Raw genomic sequence first — 21,248 nt, forward strand, 5'->3', positions numbered from 1 at the left:
GGACTATGAGCTGCTAGTGGAAATGAGTGAGGCAATGATTTATGGCGCAATGATTCACACCATGTTGCGTCGCTTGGCGAAGCTGAAACCGAACCATTCATAATTGTTTAGAAACAGGCTCTAAGAAATATTCAGCATTGCTTATATTGGTATTTTAAAATGCTAGACAAGATAAGAATACTTAAGTATAAGTTGTTTTATTGATATGCATAAGCTAAGATTTTAGTCACAAATTATAGAAAACTTAGCTCTAATAATTACTGCTGTTTTTTCAAGGATTGACTAAAATAATTCGTAATTCGCGCACTACAAAAAATTAATAATTAATTCATTTAAGTTTCAAGCCTCTCTTAATTTATTATCAGAGAAGGTAAAAAATGCATAGCATCCTTGTTTCAAACCCACGCCTAAAGGCAGGGTCCATTGATGCGCGAATGCGCGAATTGCCGCTTTGCGGCAGCTAGTAGGGACAATTTGAGCGAGAATTGTTAGAGAAACTCAGTTGTAGGGGCTAGGTAGTGGTAGCTTAAGTATTATGTATGACGAGGAAGATTTAAGCCTACTTGATGGGGAATTCGATTTAGAAAGTCCCCTCGATCGTCTAGAACCCCTAACTGCGGAAGTTGAGGCTTCTAGACCAAATCCGGATGCAATGTTGGCGCTACTAGAAGATCCGCAAACCCAACAAAGGATGCTAGCAGCACGAGCTTTTTGCGAATTAGAGGACGAACGAGCTACTCCCCATCTGATTCATCTATTGACCGATACTTGTCCTTTAGTCAGGGTCAGCGTAGCCTACGCCATTGGACGCAACCCCCACCCCGATGCTGTAGAACCACTGATCGCCCAGCTAAATAAAGATTGGAATGGTTATGTCCGTAAAGGGATAGTCTGGGCTTTAGGCAACTGTCGCGATCGCCGCTCGTTAGTACCTTTAGCAGAAGCATTGAAAACTGATATTCCTGCGGTGCGCCTGTGGGCAGCTAGCGCTCTTGCTCAAATGGCAAGCGTAAGCTATGAGGCAGTTTTAGGAGCAATACCACCGCTAATTGAAGCTTTGGTCAGCGATCGCGTAGCAGCGGTACGAAGCAACTGCGCTTGGTCTATTGGGCAGCTATGCCGTGAATTGCCATCTAACGTTGTTTACGCTACAGCTATTGATGCTTTAATTCAAGCTTTTGCTGAAGACGAAGACTTGGGAGTGCGCGAGGATGCCAAAGCTGCCCTTTTGGGAGTAGGCGATCCGCGCGGCTTGCAACTGATTGAGACGTTAGAGCAAGAAGGCTGGTTTTAACAGTGACCAGTGACCAGTGACCAGTTTTGAGTGGGCTTTAGGTGCTATGGGGATAAGGGGGACTACAGGGGGATCTGCCAATAAGTAACCTCCCAGCCTTTGCCTTCTACTGCTACTGTGGCAATGTAATTAGGAGCAGGCGTAAAGCCTTGGAGGAACCAACGATCGCCTGTCCCCTGAATTTTTGCCTCCTCGCTTGCTACCGAGGCATCAAAGCGATCGCAATTGGCACTTAAGCCTTCTCCTTCAGCTTTTAGGTATGCCTCCTTGCGCGTCCAGTGGTAGAAAAAGCCAGCTTGCTTGTCGCTATTTGGCAGTGCTTGAAAGCTAGCATTTTCTCGCGCTGAAAAGTAGCGTTTGGCAATTTGTTCGGCTTCGGTAATCGGGCGGATGAATTCGACATCAACTCCAACTTCGCGATCGCGCGTTATTGCACATACAGCTAGTTCCTCGGAATGAGATAAGTTAAAGCACAGCCTAGATTGAGCGTGAGTTTGGGCTAAAGCTGGTTTGCCACGATGTCCGTAGCAAAACTGTACTTTGTCGGCGGCAATACTCAAATAGCTACCTAAAATAGCTCTGAGTGCAGCGCGAGCAACGATAAATCTATTTTTATCCCGCTCGAAGTAAAAGCGTTCAGCCCTCGCATACTCGTCAGCAGACAGAGTTTGTGCCAACTGGTTAATCGATCCTGCTGGGCGATCGAGGAAAACGCGCCAGATATGAACTTCACTTTGGGAAAGCGATAATTTTTGGGGTGGCATTTGCCACATGAGATCGACCTTGCTTGTGACCATTGCCTAGCTTACCTCAATCAAGCTGTCGCTATTCTCTATAGCCATACCTGATGAAGGGGCCAAGACGCGATTTTGAGTTGCACGCTTGAGACAGCCACTACGCGCCAAGTAAGATAAGTAGGTAAAGAGCAAGCGCCCGTCTAAAGTAGGACAAGCAATGTCACTATTGGCAACTCCAGCAAGAGTATTTTGACAGTCGAAGACTTGCAACACCATTGAGGATAATTCAAAGTAAGTTTGTTGAGCTTCAGTTACTTTTTCTGTAAACATAGAAGCGATTGGACTTAAAGCATTATCTTCAGAATTGGCATTAACTAATTCGACTTGCCAGCGATCGTAAGCCATTTGCTGGACTGAATAACCAAACTTGTCGATCTGCGCTATTAGTTCGCTTAAAGGCAGTGGTTGAAGATTGACTAAGTGGAAAGCTTTACCTATAGATGATGGCTGCCTAGACAAATGTACGATCGCGCTGCTGACGTAATCTACAGGTGTGAGACTGAGCTTTACATCTAAATCTGGAGCGCTACCCATGTAGACAAAACCCTCAATCATTCTACACGCCAAGTCATCAGTTTTAGAAGCACCTGTTTGGCTGTGTCCTGTAATCATCCCTGGTCTGTATATACAGATAGGTAGACCTCTAGAGCGTGCTGCCATCATTAACTTCTCTGCTACCCATTTACTTTGAGAATAACCATCGCTAAGTCCTTCACAGCTTGGTAATTCATCTGCTTCCCAGATTTGATTTGCCTGAGCGTACATTGAGGCTTGGAAGACATCAAGAGTAGAGATGAAATGTACGGGCTTGATTTTGATTGACGCAGCCAATCTCAAAATTTCTTGAGTACCAATAACATTAGCTGCACGCAGCGCAGTGTAAGGATAAATTAAGTTAACAGATGCGCCAGCATGATAAATAACATCGAGCATACCAGCCAACTGTCTAAATTGTTGTTCCGCTAGCCCGAAGAACGGCTTGGACAAATCTCCCAGGACGGGAATAATTCTCGGATCGAGCTTGCGATCGCTAAGTAGGTAGCGCGTGAGGTTATTGCAGATTTTCTGCTTGCCTTCCTCTAAGCTAGCAGCACGGACTAGGCAATAAATATTTGCCTGGGTTTGCTTGAGTAAATCGTCCAGCAAGAAAGCTCCCAAAAAGCCAGTAGCTCCAGTCAAGAAAATTTGTTTTGGTTCGCTAGGAAGCTGATAAGCAATCGAACCAGGGCAAATCGTCGGATCTAGGTTAGCATCGGCGTACAAATCAATGCTAGTGGTGCTATCAATAGTAGCGTCTACTCCCAAACATCTAGCAACATCAATTGCTTTAGCAAGTCCAGCTATAGTTGGTGCTTTGAATAAACACAGCAGCGGCAAATCTACTTGAAAAGTTGCTTTGATACGGCTAAGTAACTCGACTGTGAGTAAAGAGTGTCCTCCCAAATCGAAGAAATTATCGTGTATTCCTATTGGTTCTACACCAAGAACTTGGATCCAAATTTGCGCTAATTGCTCCTCAACAGAGTTGGTTGGGGCAACAAATTGCCCTATGTCGGGGCGGAAGCGATGGGGAGCAGGTAGCGATCGCCGATCGACTTTACCATTGGGTGTCAGTGGCAAACTATCGATGACAACAAAAGTGCTGGGAACCATGTAGCTAGGCAGGCTTTCTGTTAAGAAAGTACGCAATTGAGGTATGAGAGTATTAGTAGTTTGTGCTACTCCAGGCGTATTAGCATAAGCACTCCAAGGTTTGATTTGAGTAGGTATTGCTGGGATAAAAGCTGGGAGCGCTTGACTGTGGCGATCGCCTTGCTTGTAGAAAACAACATTGTAATTGCCATTAACGCCGCTTGACCAATTGATATAGACGGTATATGGCAGTTCGTTGCTTAAGTTCCAGAATTCTTCTGGATCGATACCTATAGGATTAAATTCAACTTCTGCCAAAACGGCACGCAAGTCGCCTACTGTAGCTATGCCGCTATTTTGATGAAGTAATTCTACGGCTTTTGCCTCGAATGCAACTCGTGGATTAGAAATATTGGCAATTCCGACAACATCGGATTCTGCATCTAATAATAGTTGGCGAATTGCTGGAATTGTCATGTGCTGCCAATCTTGCCATGTAGGTAAAGCAGGGCTAACCTCTGCTCCAACGTGCAACACTACATCGTAACGGAACTGATTTAGCTCGTTACGATACTGACCGCGCTTGAGTTGAATTTCAACGTTGTTAATTTGCGGTATATGCTCAGCTAAAGCTGTAAAGAACTCTGGAGCAATAGATAGTTCGTTATCTTGCGCCATGCGCTCTTGAATGCGCTGTTGTAGCTCGCTGGTAGTTAAAGAATTAGGAGCTTTATGCAGTTGCACGGCGGTATGGAAAGCAGCTAATAATGGCAGGCTGCGGACATCGCCAACAAAAATGCGACCGCCTGGCTGGATTTTTTCTACGGCGCTTTTTAAGACTTGCACTAGATAGTCCATACTGGGAAAGTATTGGACTACCGAATTCAACACTACTGTATCAAAAGAACCTGGTGCTTGCGCTGCTAATGATTCTACAGCAGCTTGATTTGCCAGTTGAACTTGAGTCCAATCTTGAGGATTGGTTTGCAAATTTTTGCTGATATAGTTTACCGCTTCGGCAGAGATGTCAGTCCCCATGTAGCGATCGCAGTAAGGAGCAACTCTAAACAGTAGCAAACCCGTACCGCAACCAATTTCTAGCAAGCGCTTGGGTTGCAGAGCTAAAATTCGTTTGACGGTATAGTTAACCCACTCGCGCATTTCCTGCATGGGCGTGAGCGAACCTGTATAGCTATTATTCCAACCATTGATATTAAATGTCGGATCTACCATCTGTGTAGGCTCTTTGTACGCAGCGTTCCAAATCTCTTGCCACTGCATAGCCCGCTCGTTGTTAGTTTCGTGCGACGATTCTGGCAACTGTAGTTCTGGCACTACATAGGCAACTAAACTTTTTTCCCCAGATAAATCTTCACGAGCAATGACTACAGACTCTCTGACGGTATGATGAGAGGCGATCGCAGTTTCAACGTCTCCTAACTCAATGCGGAAGCCGCGAATCTTGACTTGGTTATCAATTCTGCCAATAAATTCAATTGTGCCGTCTGGTAGATAACGAGCCAAATCGCCAGTTTTGTAAAGGCGGGCATCAGGATCGTCGCTAAAGGGGTTAGGAATAAATTTTTCCTGGCTCATTTCTGGGCGGTTGAAGTAACCGCGTGCTAAACCAGTGCCGCCAATGTACAGTTCTCCAGGTACGCCGACGGGGACAGGCTTGATTGGGTCTGACTTGCGGCGCAACAGGTGATCGATTAAATATATTTGGGTATTGGCAATTGGTCTGCCAATAGAAATTGCTTCTTTGCCAGGTTTGACTTGGGCAACTAGCGACCAAATAGTAGTTTCTGTAGGACCGTACATATTCCATAGCGAACCAACTTTGGCTAATAACTGATTTGCTAGTCCTCTACTGAGGGCTTCGCCACCGCAGAGAATTTTTAGTTGTTTATTGCCATGCCAACCAGATGCTAGGAGCAATCGCCAAGTTGCGGGAGTTGCTTGCATAATTGTTGCCCCAAATCGCTCGATGCTTTGGGCTAGCTGCACTGGATCGAGCGTCACTTCGCGGCTGACTAAGACAACGCTAGCGCCTACAATTAAGGGCAAGTAGATTTCTAAAGCTGCAATATCAAAACAGATTGTAGTTACAGCAAGTAACGTATCTTGCTGTGTCATTCCTGGTTGCTGACGCATGGAATAGAGAAAGTTGACTGCAGCTTTGTGTTCGATTTGTACGCCTTTGGGTTTGCCAGTAGAACCGGAAGTGTAGATTGTATAAGCTAAGTTGTCGGCAGTTACATTGCTGCGCGGATTTTGGTCGCTAGCTTGAGCGAATAATTGTTCGTCGCTGCCCAATAGCACAACATTTGCCTGGTGTTCGGGTAGCCGTGTGAGGAACTGTCTTTGAGTAATTAGTACAGGCATTTGCGAGTCTTCTAGCATAAATGCCAAGCGATCTAATGGATAAGCTGGATCTAATGGCACGTATGAGCCGCCAGCTTTGAGGACTGCCAATAGAGCGATGACTAAATTAAGCGATCGCTCTAAGCAAATTCCTACCATTACGTCAGGTTTGACATTAAGCGTTTGCAGGTGATGGGCTAACTGATTTGCTCTTTGATTTAGTTGCTCGTAAGTCAGTTGTTTGCCTTCAAAACTGACAGCGACTTTATGCGGGTTTTTGGCTACCTGTGCTTCAAATAACTGATGAATGCAGATGTTTTGGGGATAATCAACTTGAGTGTTATTCCATTCTCCTAATAGTTGCTCGACTTCGCGCTGGCTCAATAGCGATAAATCTAATGATTGTTGTGTATCTGTATTTTCGTGGCGTGTAGAGTTATGCATTGAAGTATTCCCTAGTATTTGTAGATAGAAAAATTTGTAGTTGTAAGCTGTAGATGAGAGCGACAAGTTATTTGCTGTCTCAATTTCTATAAGATCGATATGCGCGATCTAATTTGTTGCCTTGCAATCAAGCCCGATTGACATTAAGGCTGTAGCGGCATCGCTATTTAAAGGCTTAGAAAATAAATATCCTTGCCCTAAATATTCCTGACTGGTACTGGATTTAAGAGCGTTGAGTTGGGTTATTTGCTGTTCGGTTTCTACACCTTCAGCCACTACTTCCATTCCCAAGTTCCAGGCAAGGTTAACTATTGCTCTGACGATTTCCACTCCATCACCGTCTAAGCCGTTGATAAACGAGCGGTCAATTTTTAACGTATCGACAGGAAAGCGATGTAAATAAGCTAAAGAAGAGTAACCAGTGCCAAAGTCATCAATAGCTACTTGAATACCCAAAGCTTGCAGGTTTGACAGCATGGTTGCTGCAGATTTGATATTTTCAACAACGCAGCTTTCAGTGATTTCTAACTTCAAGCTGCTAGCAGCTAAACCTGTTTCTTGGAGTATTTGTTGCACTTTCTCAATTAAATTTACTTGCGTAAATTGCTTGCCTGATAAGTTGACGTTGATAGTTAAAGGTGGCTCAACTACAAACTGCAACTGCCAAGCCCGCATTTGCCGACAAGCTTCTTTAAGCACCCACCAGCCTAAAGGAACAATTAGTCCTGTATCTTCGGCGACAGGGATAAACTCTGCTGGTGAAACCAGTCCTCTTTGGGGATGCTGCCAGCGGACTAGCGCCTCAAATCCAGTAACAGTTTGATCTTTGAGGGATACTATCGGCTGGTAGTGCAACTGAAATTCTTGATTTTCTACCGCTCGGCGCAAATCGTTTTCTAGGTGCAATTGAGCGATCGCTCGATCGCGCATATCGATGTTGAAGACTTCGTAGCAGCCTTTACCTTGGGCTTTGGCTCGATACATGGCTGTATCGGCATCGCGCAAGAGTTCTTCTGGGCGATCGTAGTCGTTTGAGCCTAAGAGGATGCCAATACTAGCGGCGGCAAATACTTCGTGTCCGCTGAGGTTAAAGGGTAACTTCAACTCTTGACCGATCCGCTCGGCTACATAAGTTGCATCTTCTTCATTCTGCACGTCCTCAATTAGAATGGCAAACTCGTCTCCACCTAGACGGGCAAAAGTATCGCTAGCTCGCAGGCATACTCTTAATCTTTGGGCGATCGCATTGAGTAACTGATCTCCAATAGAGTGTCCTAAGCTATCGTTAATAACTTTAAACCTGTCTAAATCGATAAAAAGAACGGCAAAGTTGTAGTCGCGGCGGCGTTTGGCAAGGGAGAGGACGTGAGCTAGCCTGTCTGAGAACAAAACGCGATTGGATAAACCTGTCAATGAATCGTGCAAGGCATCGTGAAGCAATTGCTGTTCGGCGGCTCTTCTTGCTGTAACATCAGTTTGCGACCCAGCAACGCGGTAAGCTTTACCTGCAGCATCGCGTACTACCTGCCCGCGACTGAGCATCCAACGGTACGTGCCATCTTTATGCAACAAACGATGTTCGTTCTCAAAGTAAGGTGTCAATCCTTCCAAATGAGCGGATAGTTCTACTCTGACTTGTTCTAAGTCGTCGGCATAAACGCGGTTGAGCCACTCGTAGAGATTGTTTTGAATTTCGTCTTCTTGATAACCTAGCATCGCCTTCCAACGCACCGAGTAATAAATTTCGTTAGTTTGCAAGTTCCAATCCCACAGCCCATCATTTGCACCTCGGACTGCTAGGGCATAACGTTCTTCGCTTTCGCGCAGGGCTTCTGCGTGCTTGCGCTCGGTAACATCGCGCAAAATTATTGTGTATTCTTGGAGCGTTTGATTGGAGTTTCCAGAAACAGATACTTCAAGAATTCGGGATTTGTCGGTATGGGAAAATAAAGTTTGTTCGCTGCGGCTAGACCACTGCTTGGGCATACCAACTAAATGCGAGCAGAAGCTTTGTAAGTGTTGTCCAACCAAAGCCTCACCAGACATATTTAACAGAGCAGCGGCAGCAGGGTTAGTTTTGACAATTACGCCAGTGTCATCCACCACCACAATAGAATCTAGAGCATTGTTAAATAGATTTTCAGCTTGTTCGCGGGCATCATCGATACTGGAGATTTGCGGTAAAGTAGTCCAGCAAGCGATCGCAACTCCCACAAAGGAGAGCGTTACTAGCAACACCACTAACAGGTCTAAGCTGTGCTGAGATGCAGATTTAACTAATTCATAGCTAAACAACCAGCCAATACCAGCAGAACTACAGATTAAGAGCAGCAGCACTACTACTTGGAGAAAGACAAAGTCTTGATGATAAACTTTGCTCCTACTGTAATAAAGCTTAATCCACCACTGGGGCTGAAACACGGGCAATTTAGCGCGGCGTATTACCCGATCGATAGCCAAAATTGCTAGAGGCAAAAGTAAGCCAATAACTAGCTCTTGCCAGCCCCAGGTAAGTCCCCCGACGAGCAAAACTGCAATCTCTACAAGCAAGAAGCCCAAAGACCAGTTAGACCACAATACTTCGGGGCTACCCCGACGCAACCACAACCCCAAATGCAAGCCCATGATTGAGATTAGATAGCCTGTGCCTGTAACCATCACGACGTGAGATAAATTGCCGATCGCCAGACACAGAATGCTGAGAATAAAAGTAAAGAGCAAAGCTGGCCCCAAAACTCCGCGTCTGGAGACAACAGCAAAGAGCGGGGAGAGATGTCCATCTAAGGACAATTGATACAAAATGCGCGAGGTATTAGAAACTGTAGTTGCACAACTAAGCAGACAACAAAAGGAAATTAATAAAGTAATAATAAACGAGGCTGATTTACCCCAAAATGGTGTAGCTGCTGTCAATAAGTTGAGATATAAGTTATCGCCTACTTGCCCGTCTGCTAGCTGCATCAATACCCAAGAACCACCTAAGAAAACTACTGGAATTAGCCAAGCAGCAAATTTAAGAAACTGGGTAGTTTTAGCTGGTTTGCGGCTATCGGCAACAAAGGAAGAAGCAGTTTCGCAAGAGTAAACTGAGTAGGTGGAGATGAAAAACCACTTTGCCCATTCACTAAAGCTAGGAACTGAAAGCTCGGTAGGAAAAAAACCAGGGCTTTCAGGAGATATGGCTAACCAACCGATGCCTTGGATGCAAAAGGCAAGTAGGGAGACAACAGCAGGGACAACAAAAAATAAGTGGAGAATTCCTAATGTGCGGGTTCCGCTCAAGCCGACAATAAAAGCGATCGCTGTAAAGCCAAATTTTAAAGCTGTTTCTGGGCAAGGAATACCTGAATATTCCAAACTTGTTTTGATTAAGTCCGTTAGGACGATCGCATACACAGCCGGAGCCGCTACCCAACCGAGAAAGTAACCAATTGCTGTATAGCGAGCTAATAATGGATATTTACTTAATAATCGCGCCGCATAATTGGGCGTACCACCTGCCATATTAGACCAGCACATTCCCAAGCGCTGCACTTGCAAATTCAGCACTACGGAGACAAATACTCCAGGTAGCCACACAAATATTGCTTTAGGTCCTAAAGCAGCATGAATTACTGGCGCTGTACCAATCCAGCCGACATGACCTGTAAGACCAAAACCCCAAGTTTCTAAGACTCCCAAGCTCCGCTGTAGATGCATTGCAGGGTGTTGTCTATCCTTGGCAACAGTATTTAGTTTTAACGCTCTACCTAAGTTAGAAAAATTTATAGACATTATGGCTCGCTACATATATCAAACAGGCAATAAAAGCTAAATCTAGGTATAATTTTTTCTACTCATACAGATTAGCTGTACGAACATTGCTAGTTTTTTATTTTTAGATTTAGAGTAGTTCTGCTAATGAATGCCATCTTTAGCTACCTACATTAGCTTTGTAGCAAACATTTTGAGACAGCCGCAATTGGTACAATTACAGACTTTCAACCGCTATTTTGCGATTTTTTTCCTAATGTCCAGTATTTTTCCTGATATTTATCTGTCGCTTAAACTTTAAGTAAAAATAGTGTAAACTTAGACCAGTTATTTATAAACTTTTAACAAAACTGAAGTATCATAATATACACTGATACTATCTCTACATCAAATCTTTAGATATTCTCAGTAGATGAATAGCGATCGCTAACGCTCGAATGCAGTAAGATTTGCTCTAACTGAGTAGCTGCAGCTTTGACAAGCTCAATCAATTGTGGATTTTCTGCCTGAGCTTGGCGCATAAAAAAGACTATTACTGCAATAACTTCATCATTAGTAGTAATTGGTATGCCAAATCCCGCCTTCACGCTGCAAGCTTTAGCAATTTGATTGCGTAAAAAGTATGTTTCTGATGTAGCTCCGACATCTTCTATCCATTCTGGCTGCTTTGACGACCAAACTCTACCTGGCAATCCTGTATTTGCAGATAAAATAAATGCTTCGCTACAAAGGCGAAATTTCTCTAAGGCTTCTATATCGGGGTCGCTATACCAAACTGGGCTAAGTGCTAAAATACCGTCTGAAGTAGGAATCCAAGCTTCTCCATATTCCCAAGCGCTAGATTCACAAACTTTTTGGAGCGTAACTTGCAATGCATCCTGAAAATCTGATGCTTCCCTAATAGCCGTCTCGATTGTTTGTAGCTGATTAGTTTTTGCTTTGCTCTGGCTCATATTAAGTCTGCTGACTAAATAATTCGTAATTCGTAATTTAAGAAACTTACAAGCCCCTTAATTTATTAATTGATAAACAAAATGCGTATCTTATTGTTCCAATCCCCTATATTCATGCATATATGAAGCATTAATGCGCGAATTGCCGCTTTGCGGCAATAAATTTCAAATCAGGTGAAATTCTTGCAGCGCAGGGAGAAAATTTTTATTTTCATGACTGGGGCGACTGAGTTTAATTAAGGCAAAACGTTGTAAAGGTGTTAATGCTATCCACTGTTGCAAGCTGATTTTAGCACCAATTTCCTCAGCCTTGATTTGCAAATCTGCTGGAATGCGATCGCTCTCTAACCAAGCTGGATTTGCTGATACCTCCAATTCTTTAGCTTTAGCACCTGCATACTTTTCTACTAGCTGTTGCAGCAAGTCTCGATAAGCTTGAATGTCGGTTGGTGTAGTGCAGGGGTGTTCTACAACTACTTGACGTTCGCTAGGGCTAAAACAATTCCAGTCACTTAGCTTGAGCTTGATTCCACAAGTATCTAGCTTAAAACGTACTTGCATAGGGATACAGCGGAGGTTATCGACAAAATCTGCTTCAAATTGAAAAAATACCATATTTTTTTTAAGGCGATTGTCTAGTATTGCTGCGACGTACAATCCAGTAACTAACAGATAAAGCAAAAATTGCGATCGCAAGTCCAATAAGCTGAATACCCGAAGTTTTGGTTAAATCTAAAATAATCAGTTTACGAGCAACTGCAATTAATGAAGTAACTATAACAAGTTCTACTTGAATAATATGCTTTTTTAAATACGCGCTGATATTTTCTAATAATTCTAATGCAATTAAGATATTTAAAAACAATCCAAAAAGTTCAATTAATGTGGTGTCAAAAAAACCAACTGGTTCGCTAAATAGCTCTTTAGATAATAAGATAGCGAGGTCTACTACAGAAACTATAATTACAATCAACATGGCAATAGAGAGGACTTTGGAGATAACCCCCTCTAAGATGTGAACTAAGTTTAAGAAGTTTTCATCTCTACCTGCTGCTGTTATTTGCCTAAGTAAGTTTTTGATGGGCATATATTCAGATCTGCCATAATTAGCAAGATTATGATGAGAATACTAGATTAGGGCTAACAAAACAATAGATTTTTGATAGCTTAGACTTCATGCAAAGGCAGGCAATAGGGTCTTTTTCTACCTCATCTATCAAACTACGAACTTATGCAAGAGGTTTCTTGTAGATAGGCAAGTGCTTGTTTCTGCTGTGCTAGCGTGCAGCCTCAAAGCCAAGTTAGTTAGCCTCTTGGATATTACCTAAGTTAAATAGAAATGGTACGCTGCTATTAGAGTCTTTATCCATTACTAAAACTTTGGGCATCTGTGCGCCACCCGTTCGCCAAGCCTCGATAGCTTCTTTTTGTAAAACAAGCTGTCCTCCTTGTGCCTTAAGAGTTTCCGCTAATAATCTTTGTGCTTCTGCTCTACCTTTAGCTCGGTTGATATCTGCTTGCGCTTCTTGTTCGGCTTCTTGCGCTACATATACCGCTCTTTGCGCTCGTTGTTCGGCAATTTGCTTTTCTTCGACTGCTCTGGCAAATTCTGGGGAGAATGTTAAGTCAACAACACTTGTATCTAATACCAGGATGCCGTATTTATCTAATCTATCGCCCAAAGCTTGGTCAAAATCTTGCTTGAGTTCGTTCCTTTTGGTAATTGCTTCTTCTACAGTTCTTCTCGCTGCGGCAATTTTAAATGATTCTTGAGTCTGGGGAGCAATAATTTTGGAGACAATATTTTGCAAAGTACCTTGTTTTCTTCTGACTTCTACTACTTGAGTAGGATCGAGACGAAAGTTAATTGCAAATCTAGCTGATAAATCTTGTAGATCCTTAGTAGAACTTTGTGCTGGAACTTCAAACTTTTGGACTGTCAAATCGTATATATCAACCACAGAGACAAAAGGCGGCTTGATATGGATACCTTCTAATAGCGCTCCATCTCTAGCTTTACCCAAAATGCTCAAAACTCCCGCTTCACCTGGGTTGATGATAATAAAACTGTTGAGAGCAATCAACAGGACTATAGCAGCGATCGCACCTCCAACTATACCTTGCCAATTTTGAAGATCGTCTTTCACTTTTCGCTTCCCCAACTGCTAACCACTCAATCTATATCTTCCCGCACAACATCAGGAAATTCTAAAATGAAGTCTGCACCATAAGCCAAAGATGGTGTTTGAAATCCGCAAGTATATTCTCCTGCTAGTACCTTTTGGGCGACTTTTAAAGCAGTTAAAGTTGTAAGTGTATAACCTTCTGAGCATTGCAACCTAGATACCAATCGTTTACCTGTAGTATCTTTTACTTCTCCCCATAAATAGCTTTTACCTTGAGAACGTTCAATTTCCGTAGGTCCTGGGGGTTGGTTTTGAATTAGACTTTGTTGTAAATTCTGTACGGCTGGTAGTTTCAGCAACCAGCCAAGATAGCGAAGTGCGATCGCGCCTACACGCATAAATGTCCCAAATGCAGCATAGACTTCTATATCAGGAATACCCGTACTGTAAAAAGCTGTAGAGACATCACCCCAAGGAATTGTTATTGCCTGCACCGCCCCTTGTCCAAAATCAATAGAGCGAGTCTTAAAAGCGGCAGGAACAGGGGTCAAAGCTCCATTACTACGAATTAGACCTCCTCGATCTTGAGCCTCTAGCATTGTCTTGGCAGTGCCTCTAGAAACTCGTCCTAGTGCTTGAAATCCTAGCGCCAACCGCGTTGCAGTTGGCAATCGTCTTTTGAGATGTGCGGCTAGACAGTCAGAAGGTACGACATCAAAGCCAACCCCAGGAAGCAACATTACGCCTGCTGCTTTTGCGGCGGTATCTTGAGATGCAACCTCCTCAAATACGGCAACTTCGCCTGTAATATCCAAGTAATGCGTTTGAGTTCGCAAGCAACTAGCAACCATTGGGGCGGAAGTTTGGGAAAATGGACCAGCACAGTGCAAAACTACTGTTATATCTGCCAAAGCTGCATCTATAGCAGTTTCATCATCTAAAGCAAAAGCACGATAGTCTAACCCTAGTTCGCTGGCAAAAGGAGCAATTTTTTCTGGCTTGCGTGCTGCTAAAATTGGGCGCAATCCTCGCTCTACAGCTAACCTAGCAATCAAATTACCTGTATAGCCATTAGCACCGTACAACAAAAATTTTGCAGACATATATATTATCGTCGCAACTATTTTTAGTTTTAACTACTACGATCTTAAGTATTCTACGTTTGCTTACAGTTTCTCATGCGATCGCCCAAAAAGCACTCAGCCAAAGCTGCAACTCGTTCCAATCAACCGCTTCAACGTCTACTCAACTACAGCAGCAACTATCGACGGCAAATTTGGCTAGCAAGTATCTACTCAGTTCTCAATAAACTCTTCGATCTCGCACCACCAGCTTTAATCGGGATTGCGGTTGATGTAGTAGTCAAGCAACAAGATTCAATTATTGCCCGTTTTGGAATCCGCGATGTCTTCCAGCAATTTTTAATTCTCTCTATTTTGACGGTAATTGTCTGGATACTAGAATCAGTGTTTGAGTATGCTTTTGCGCGTGCGTGGCGCAATTTGGCGCAAAATATTCAGCACGACTTGCGTTTAGATGCTTATCAGCATTTGCAAGAATTAGAACTTGCATATTTTGAAGAACGCAGCACTGGCGGTTTGATGTCGATTTTGAGTGATGACATCAACCAACTAGAGCGATTTTTGGATGTAGGTGCAAATGACTTGATTCAAGTTACAACCACAGTAATAATTATTGGCGGTGCATTCTTTATTTTGGCTCCTAGCGTAGCTTGGATGGCGATGCTACCAATGCCATTTATCTTATGGGGTGCTGTGGCTTTTCAACGCCTATTAGCGCCGCGTTATGCTGTTGTACGGGAAAAAGTAAGTTTGCTCAACGCGCGACTGACAAATAATCTTACAGGTATTACTACAATTAAAAGCTTTACTACCGAAGAGTATGAAGCGGCTAGGCTAAGAAAAGAAAGTAATGCTTATCGGCAAAGTAACCGCCATGCGATCGCACTTAGTGCTGCTTTTGTACCATTAATTCGCATGATTATTTTAGCTGGTTTTACGGCTTTACTTTTATATGGCGGTTTGGCAGCAGTCAGAGGCGATATTTCTGTAGGTACTTACAGTACGTTGGTATTTCTCATTCAGCGCTTATTGTGGCCCTTAACTAGATTAGGCGAAACCTTCGACCAATATCAACGCGCAATGGCATCTACTACGCGGGTAATGAATTTACTCGATACGCCGATTGCTATTCATACAGGTAATGTTTCCTTACCCTCTGTACGAGGTGAAGTTGCATTAAATAATATAACTTTTGCCTACAACGACCGCCACCCAGTAATTGAAAACCTGTCTTTACATATTCCAGCGGGAAAAACAATCGCTATAGTTGGTTCTACAGGTTCCGGTAAAAGTACGTTAGTCAAGCTGTTATTGCGGCTATATGAGGTGCAATCGGGAACTATAACTTTAGATGGAATTGAGTTGCGCCAATGGAATTTGCGCTCTTTGCGATCGCATATTGGTTTAGTTAGTCAAGATGTATTTTTATTTCACGGTACGGTAGCGGAAAATATTGCTTACGGTAGTCCTGACGCAACCGAGCATGAGATAATTGCCGCAGCTAAAGTAGCAGAAGCGCATACATTTATTACCGAACTGCCCCAAGATTATGAGACGATTGTAGGGGAGAGAGGACAAAAGCTATCAGGCGGACAAAGACAAAGAATTGCGATCGCTCGTGCTGTACTAAAAAATCCGCCTATCTTGATTTTAGATGAAGCAACATCGGCAGTAGATAATGAAACTGAAGCTGCTATTCAGCGCTCTTTAGAGAAAATTACCGTCAATCGGACAACAATTGCGATCGCTCATCGTCTCTCTACAGTCCGCAATGCCGATCGCATATATGTAATGGAATATGGCAAATTAGTAGAACAAGGAACTCACGAGCAACTATTAGAGCAACAGGGAATTTATGCTAGCCTTTGGCGCGTACAATCTGGTTTGAAATATATTGAGCAGTAACGGAACAATTGCAGCATGATGTTTGGTAACAATCAACCCGATGGGGAAGAAAACAACTGGCGTTACCAGTTAAATAGATTTGTCAAAGCAAACCAGCAAGAATTAGCTGCCTTAGCTTGGGGGTTTTGGCAGACAAATAGCGATCGCCAAGAGGTATTACTAATCGATCTTAAGCCAACGCCACATTTTATCGCTTGTCCCAAACAAGAGTTAGAAAAACTCAACGAAAAAATCGATAATCACATTCAGGAAATTTTGGGAGTAGTAGACAACTATCAAGCTGAAAAAGAAGTTGTCATGATTGGCGTTGGTAACAGTCAGCTAAAACTCATCCAATTTGCACCAGAACCACCGCCACCTATATGTTACGAACAATTAGCAGCAGATATGAATGCCTTAGTTGAGTTGTTAGAAAAGCGGATGTTCGAGCAAATTAAAGTTTAGTAGTTTTGGGGTTTGAGGCGATCGCACTGGGCGAGTAAATATAATTAAAATAAACATCAATTATGCGGATTCTTCAGATTGCTTTGCCAGATGATGTCGCTCATACTTTAGAAACAAAGTGGGGTAGCCTAGAGCGAAAACTGCTAGAAACGATTGCGATCGCTGCGTACCAAGAAGGCTCAATTAGTGCTGGTAAAGTGCGGGAACTTCTGAGTATGGCTACTCGCTTAGAGGTCGATGCGTTTTTGCAAGAGAAGGGCGTGTACTTACATTACGATGAAGCTGATTTTGCGGAGGATCGTTCTGCTCATCAGCAATTGCGACAATCGGGAAAGTTGAAGTAGTTTATATGATTGTCGTTGCGGACACTTCGCCTATTTGTTATCTATTGCTAATTGGAGAGATAAATCTGCTAAACCGTTTGTATGGGCAAGTGTTGATTCCCCAAGCCGTACAATATGAGTTGTCCAATGAAAGAGCGCCCAATGTAGTACGAGATTGGATTAGCCAGTCTCCCCAATGGTTAGTAGTTCAACCAGTAGATATTCCATCTGAAAACGATTTAAACGACCTAGATGTAGGTGAAAGAGCCGCAATTGCGTTAGCCGAAAAATACTGAGCAGATTTGATTGTCATCGACGATTTAGCAGCCCGAAAGATTGCCAAGTCTCGTAAGCTGATAGTTACTGGAGTGCTTGGCATTTTAGATGAAGCAGCTAGGCAAAATTTGCTAGATTTTCCAGAGGCGATCGCTCGTTTGCAACAAACTACATTTCGAGCTTCATCAAAGTTAATTCAATCGCTCTTACAGCAATACCAGCAAAAAGAGTTATGAGTTTAGTTGACTTAAATTCCCGAACCATCAAAAAACTGCTGAATTGCCTTATCTCTAATCTGACAACTTGAAGCAATTTTGTCCGAAACATCTTTTGCCTGCAAAATCACAGCGTGAGAAGATGACTGTTGCTGCTGGAGATTTTCCACGTGTTGTTCTAACATTTCAATCCGATCCAACAAAGCACGAATCACTTCCGCTTCCGAATCTGGCAAACTGCCGTGTTCTAGCGGATCTACCCTTACGCCAGAACGATAAATAATTCTTCCTGGTACGCCTACAACTGTGCAATTAGATGGTACATCTCGTAGCACCACCGAACCCGCACCAATTCTGACATTACTGCCAACTTCAATATTACCTAGTACCTTAGCGCCAGCACCAACGACAACGTTATTACCTAATGTGGGGTGACGCTTCCCGCTTTGTTTTCCCGTACCGCCAAGGGTAACGCCTTGATAAAGTAGCACGTAGTCACCAACGATCGCTGTTTCCCCAATTACAACACCCATCCCGTGATCGATGAAAAATGCTTTGCCTATAGTTGCGCCAGGGTGAATCTCAATTCCAGTGACGAATCTGGCGATAAATGAGATAAAGCGCGGGATAAAGGGGATACCAAGGCGATAGAGAAAGTGAGCTACACGGTGCAACAAAATTGCTTGCAAACCAGGATAGAAAAATAATACTTCTAACCAGTTACGCGCAGCAGGGTCGCGCTCAAAGATAATGCGAAAATCAGCTTGCAGTGTTGATAGCACGCTACTATACCCACCTTGGGTAAAACACATTATTTTTTATTTTAGCGCTCAATTGCTACTCTGTTACAGAGAGAGTGTATTTATGCTTTTCACCAGCATTAATCGTACCTACCCAAACGCGATAAGTCCCAGATTGCCACTTTGTGCCTTCCACACTAGCATCTTTGCTGTTGCCGCTATCATCGCCGCAAGCAACTATATTGTCTTTTGGTCCTTGAATGACTAAGGTAGTGTCATTTCCGCCGCTGTCTACTTGCACTTTTAAGCGCGTAAAGTCTCTTTCCAGCTTGATAATATGGTCGGGATTGGTATCGCCAAAGCCGATGCAAGAATTATTATTGCGATCGCGGTTAGAAATAGTAGATAAGGAATAAGAACCGCCTGTATAGCCTGTAACTCTACCTGCTGACGATGCAAAGCCAGGCGCTAATGATACAGAACCAAAATTAGGTTTTTGTGCAGCTACAGGTATGGCGATAATTACACTTGCTATTGCCAACAAATAGCTGCTTTTAAATTTAGTTAAGGGGCGAATAAGTTTTAGCATAGCTGTGTTGTTAATTAATAATAGATTTTTTAGCTATCTTTACTCTAGCTAAGACATACAGCCTTTAGCTTTTGGCTGTGACACACCTTTAGCTGACACACATTATTGTTTAGAAAGCAACCTTTTTTTAAAAGGTAAAGGCTAAAGGAAAATTCGTACCGCCGATTAGCTATTTATGGTAATAAATAGACGGAAATTGAACGATTGTTGTTCCTGTTTGTAAACTACAACAGAACTTGGGCAAATTTCTGAATTGTTAAAAAATAGGACTTTTAGCTGATGTAACTTGCGATCGCGTAGGCGATGACTATCAAATAAGTCTCTTAGAATAAAAAAGGCGCACGTAAGTACGCCCATACCCTAACTATACTTTAGTTTCATGCCTCCATTTATTTTAATTATTCTGCTACTAATCGTAGGTACTTTCTGCGTGCAAGAGTTTGTCCTACTTCCCCTAGAATTAATTAGAAACTTTAACTTGCCAAGCAGTCTAACTATGGCTTTGCTAGTGGTAGTAATAGCTTGGTGCTTTGGAGAATAATTATTTAAGAGTTGAGTTTGAAGAAAATACCGCCCTTAAGTAGATTATCTTCGTTGCCGTAACTACTAATAGTAAGCGATCGCAAGTTACTGAAAAATGGCTTACCTGCAATTTCCAGCAGCCGAATAACTGGTAATTGGCGTTCTAACATAGGCTGATTTGCCAGCCAATCTACATAAACATATCCCTCATTAGGTTGCGGAATCGCATTTACACTAGCTTTGAATTTGCCGTCGTTAACTAAAGCACCATTTTTGCTAGCTTTAAAGGCTTGTTCCATTGCGTCAATTGAAGTTGCAAAAATCTCGTAATTATCTACAGTAGTATGCAAACCTTGGACTTTTGCTGTGAGGTTAATTGCAGCTTTATCTGGATTTTTAGGATCGGCTGGAATAGTAGTTAATTGCGTCCAAGCTGAGGTTTTTTGCTCTTGTAAAGGTAGGGGTGTAATGCTAAGTCCTTTGGTAGACGCGATCGCATCTAACTGACTAATTCCTTGTTCTGCGGTGGGTGACTTTTCGACGACAAAAATCCAATCGTTGTTAGGTAACATTCCTAAAGCATATTCGCCCTGTACCCAACTAAATACGTCAGATTGCAAGTCAAGTCCCCAACGTTGTTGGATCTCAGTTACAGGTTGTTTGATTAAGTTAGATACAGACAGCGCTGGCGAAACTTGCTGCCACAATTGCTGCAAATTACTATTTTCCAACTTACTCAAATCGCTACCAACAATTGCTAATCTTACACTTGCAGGTAAATATTGCAACGTCTTAGGGCTTTGCGGTAATGCAGGCGGGGAAGGCAAAATTTCTTTTTCTGGTGCTGCGACAAGGGTAGTTTCAGCGAATATCCCTTGACGATTTAGTTCTAAAGCTACAATTTGGCTTTCATAGGTTTGTGGCGGTGGTTCTAATTCCTTCCAACCAGACAAACTAGGATAATTGAGAAAAGCTAAACCAATTTTCTGGGCGGGTAATTGCGTCAGCGCTTGCTGGTACTTGCTAGAACTACCCAAATTGAGTTCTGGCGCTTGAACGTTGGTAATTGCTTCCTTGAGAACTTGGGGATGATTGGCAAATAAAACAAAGCTATCGCCAACTACTGCACCAGAAAGGGTTGTTTTTGCAGTGCTATTTGACGATTTTAGTTGGGGACGTGGGTTTTCGCCAATTAGTTTTATGCCGTTGTACTGTTCTATTGTTAATTCTGTACCTGCGATCGCCCGTTTGGTAAATAATAACTCCAAAAACTCGCGGCTTTTTTGAGCGTCTTTAGTTGCTACTGCCATTAAATACCCTGGCTGTTGCCCATTTTTAGCATCGCGGTCAATATCTAGGGTAGTTACAGCAGCAGTAATTTCATCGCCTACCCAAGGCTTGACATCGCGATCGTAGTCGAGGCTAGTGTTAGCAAGTACGCTGGTTTTTAATTGATTTAGTTCGCTGCGCGTTTTGCGTCTGTCTTGAGGGCTAGCTAGTACCTGCGCCAATTTATCTAAGTTTTCTGGATTTACTAGCATCGATACCATTAAAGGCGCTTGTTTGGAGACAAATATCGCCGCTTCTGGAGTTTTTTGGCTACCACCCAGCAAATTGTTGCTGGTACAACCGCTGATGCTAGTTAGCAAAAAGATTATAGTTGCTGCGATCGCAGCATAAAATGACCTTTGATTCATAATTAATTTACACAGGTCGCCGTTCTAACGATTTATCTTGACAACAAACCAACACTATACAATCCCATATAAGAGAGATATAGCAGCCTCCA

At 42.9% G+C, this 21,248-nt stretch carries 17 protein-coding genes; 6 read left to right on the forward strand and 11 right to left on the reverse strand.

The annotated features are described in order from the left end of the window. Positions 1–535: 535 nt before the first annotated feature. Positions 536–1,294, forward strand: a complete 759-nt coding sequence (locus tag UH38_RS03970) for a HEAT repeat domain-containing protein (RefSeq protein WP_045053346.1) — start codon at positions 536–538, stop codon at positions 1,292–1,294. A gap of 62 nt (positions 1,295–1,356) precedes the next feature. Here UH38_RS03970 and UH38_RS03975 read toward each other — a convergent pair whose 3' ends face one another. The 8 genes from UH38_RS03975 to UH38_RS04010 all read right to left on the reverse strand — a co-directional run bounded on the left by UH38_RS03975 (position 1,357) and on the right by UH38_RS04010 (position 14,466). Further along, positions 1,357–2,091 (reverse strand): 4'-phosphopantetheinyl transferase family protein, encoded by a 735-nt coding sequence (locus tag UH38_RS03975; RefSeq protein WP_045053347.1) that lies wholly within the window; start codon positions 2,089–2,091, stop codon positions 1,357–1,359. A gap of 3 nt (positions 2,092–2,094) precedes the next feature. Continuing rightward, positions 2,095–6,531, reverse strand: a complete 4,437-nt coding sequence (locus UH38_RS03980; protein ID WP_082065299.1) for an amino acid adenylation domain-containing protein — start codon at positions 6,529–6,531, stop codon at positions 2,095–2,097. A 108-nt stretch (positions 6,532–6,639) separates the two neighbouring features. Next, positions 6,640–10,305, reverse strand: coding sequence for an EAL domain-containing protein (locus UH38_RS03985; RefSeq protein WP_052672248.1), 3,666 nt, complete (start codon positions 10,303–10,305; stop codon positions 6,640–6,642). Positions 10,306–10,679: 374 nt separating this feature from the next. Then, the gene (locus UH38_RS03990; RefSeq protein WP_045053348.1) at positions 10,680–11,237 is read right to left on the reverse strand and encodes a GAF domain-containing protein; all 558 of its coding nucleotides are present in this window, start codon (positions 11,235–11,237) and stop codon (positions 10,680–10,682) included. A 165-nt stretch (positions 11,238–11,402) separates the two neighbouring features. Next, positions 11,403–11,852 (reverse strand): nitrate reductase associated protein, encoded by a 450-nt coding sequence (locus UH38_RS03995; RefSeq protein ID WP_045053349.1) that lies wholly within the window; start codon positions 11,850–11,852, stop codon positions 11,403–11,405. A gap of 7 nt (positions 11,853–11,859) precedes the next feature. Beyond that, on the reverse strand, positions 11,860–12,324 hold the full coding sequence (locus UH38_RS04000; protein WP_200892279.1) for a phosphate-starvation-inducible PsiE family protein: 465 nt from the start codon (positions 12,322–12,324) through the stop codon (positions 11,860–11,862). Between the two features lie 214 nt (positions 12,325–12,538). Further along, positions 12,539–13,384: a prohibitin family protein gene (locus UH38_RS04005; protein WP_045053350.1), complete on the reverse strand. Its 846-nt coding sequence runs from the start codon at positions 13,382–13,384 to the stop codon at positions 12,539–12,541. 26 nt (positions 13,385–13,410) lie between these two features. After that, a complete protein-coding gene (locus UH38_RS04010) occupies positions 13,411–14,466 on the reverse strand; it encodes a saccharopine dehydrogenase family protein (RefSeq protein WP_045053351.1) in 1,056 nt (351 codons plus the stop codon). Positions 14,467–14,541: 75 nt separating this feature from the next. On the opposite strand from UH38_RS04010, the gene UH38_RS04015 reads away from it, so the two are divergent. The 5 genes from UH38_RS04015 to UH38_RS27060 all read left to right on the forward strand — a co-directional run bounded on the left by UH38_RS04015 (position 14,542) and on the right by UH38_RS27060 (position 17,629). After that, positions 14,542–16,350: an ABC transporter ATP-binding protein gene (locus UH38_RS04015; protein WP_045053352.1), complete on the forward strand. Its 1,809-nt coding sequence runs from the start codon at positions 14,542–14,544 to the stop codon at positions 16,348–16,350. Positions 16,351–16,365: 15 nt separating this feature from the next. Beyond that, positions 16,366–16,794 carry a beta-carboxysome assembly chaperone CcmS gene (gene ccmS, locus UH38_RS04020; protein ID WP_045053353.1) on the forward strand — a complete coding sequence of 143 codons (429 nt, stop codon included), beginning with the start codon at positions 16,366–16,368 and terminating at the stop codon, positions 16,792–16,794. A gap of 62 nt (positions 16,795–16,856) precedes the next feature. Beyond that, positions 16,857–17,138, forward strand: coding sequence for a UPF0175 family protein (locus UH38_RS04025; protein ID WP_045053354.1), 282 nt, complete (start codon positions 16,857–16,859; stop codon positions 17,136–17,138). A gap of 5 nt (positions 17,139–17,143) precedes the next feature. Further along, complete coding sequence (locus UH38_RS27055) at positions 17,144–17,413, forward strand: hypothetical protein (RefSeq protein WP_200892280.1); 270 nt, start codon at positions 17,144–17,146, stop codon at positions 17,411–17,413. Between the two features lie 6 nt (positions 17,414–17,419). Next, positions 17,420–17,629, forward strand: coding sequence for a DUF3368 domain-containing protein (locus UH38_RS27060; RefSeq protein ID WP_200892281.1), 210 nt, complete (start codon positions 17,420–17,422; stop codon positions 17,627–17,629). A gap of 11 nt (positions 17,630–17,640) precedes the next feature. On the opposite strand, the gene cysE is transcribed toward UH38_RS27060, so the two are convergent. From cysE to UH38_RS04045, 3 genes are all read right to left on the reverse strand, one after another. Beyond that, entirely contained in the window at positions 17,641–18,390 is a 750-nt protein-coding gene (cysE, locus tag UH38_RS04035) for a serine O-acetyltransferase (RefSeq protein WP_045053565.1), read from the reverse strand. A 55-nt stretch (positions 18,391–18,445) separates the two neighbouring features. Continuing rightward, positions 18,446–18,937, reverse strand: coding sequence for a hypothetical protein (locus UH38_RS04040; RefSeq protein WP_045053355.1), 492 nt, complete (start codon positions 18,935–18,937; stop codon positions 18,446–18,448). Positions 18,938–19,482: 545 nt separating this feature from the next. After that, positions 19,483–21,156 (reverse strand): DUF3352 domain-containing protein, encoded by a 1,674-nt coding sequence (locus tag UH38_RS04045; RefSeq protein WP_045053356.1) that lies wholly within the window; start codon positions 21,154–21,156, stop codon positions 19,483–19,485. Positions 21,157–21,248 lie beyond the last annotated feature (92 nt).

Origin of the sequence: Aliterella atlantica CENA595 (assembly GCF_000952155.1) — a bacterium.
Classification (GTDB): Bacteria; Cyanobacteriota; Cyanobacteriia; order Cyanobacteriales; family Chroococcidiopsidaceae; genus Aliterella; species Aliterella atlantica.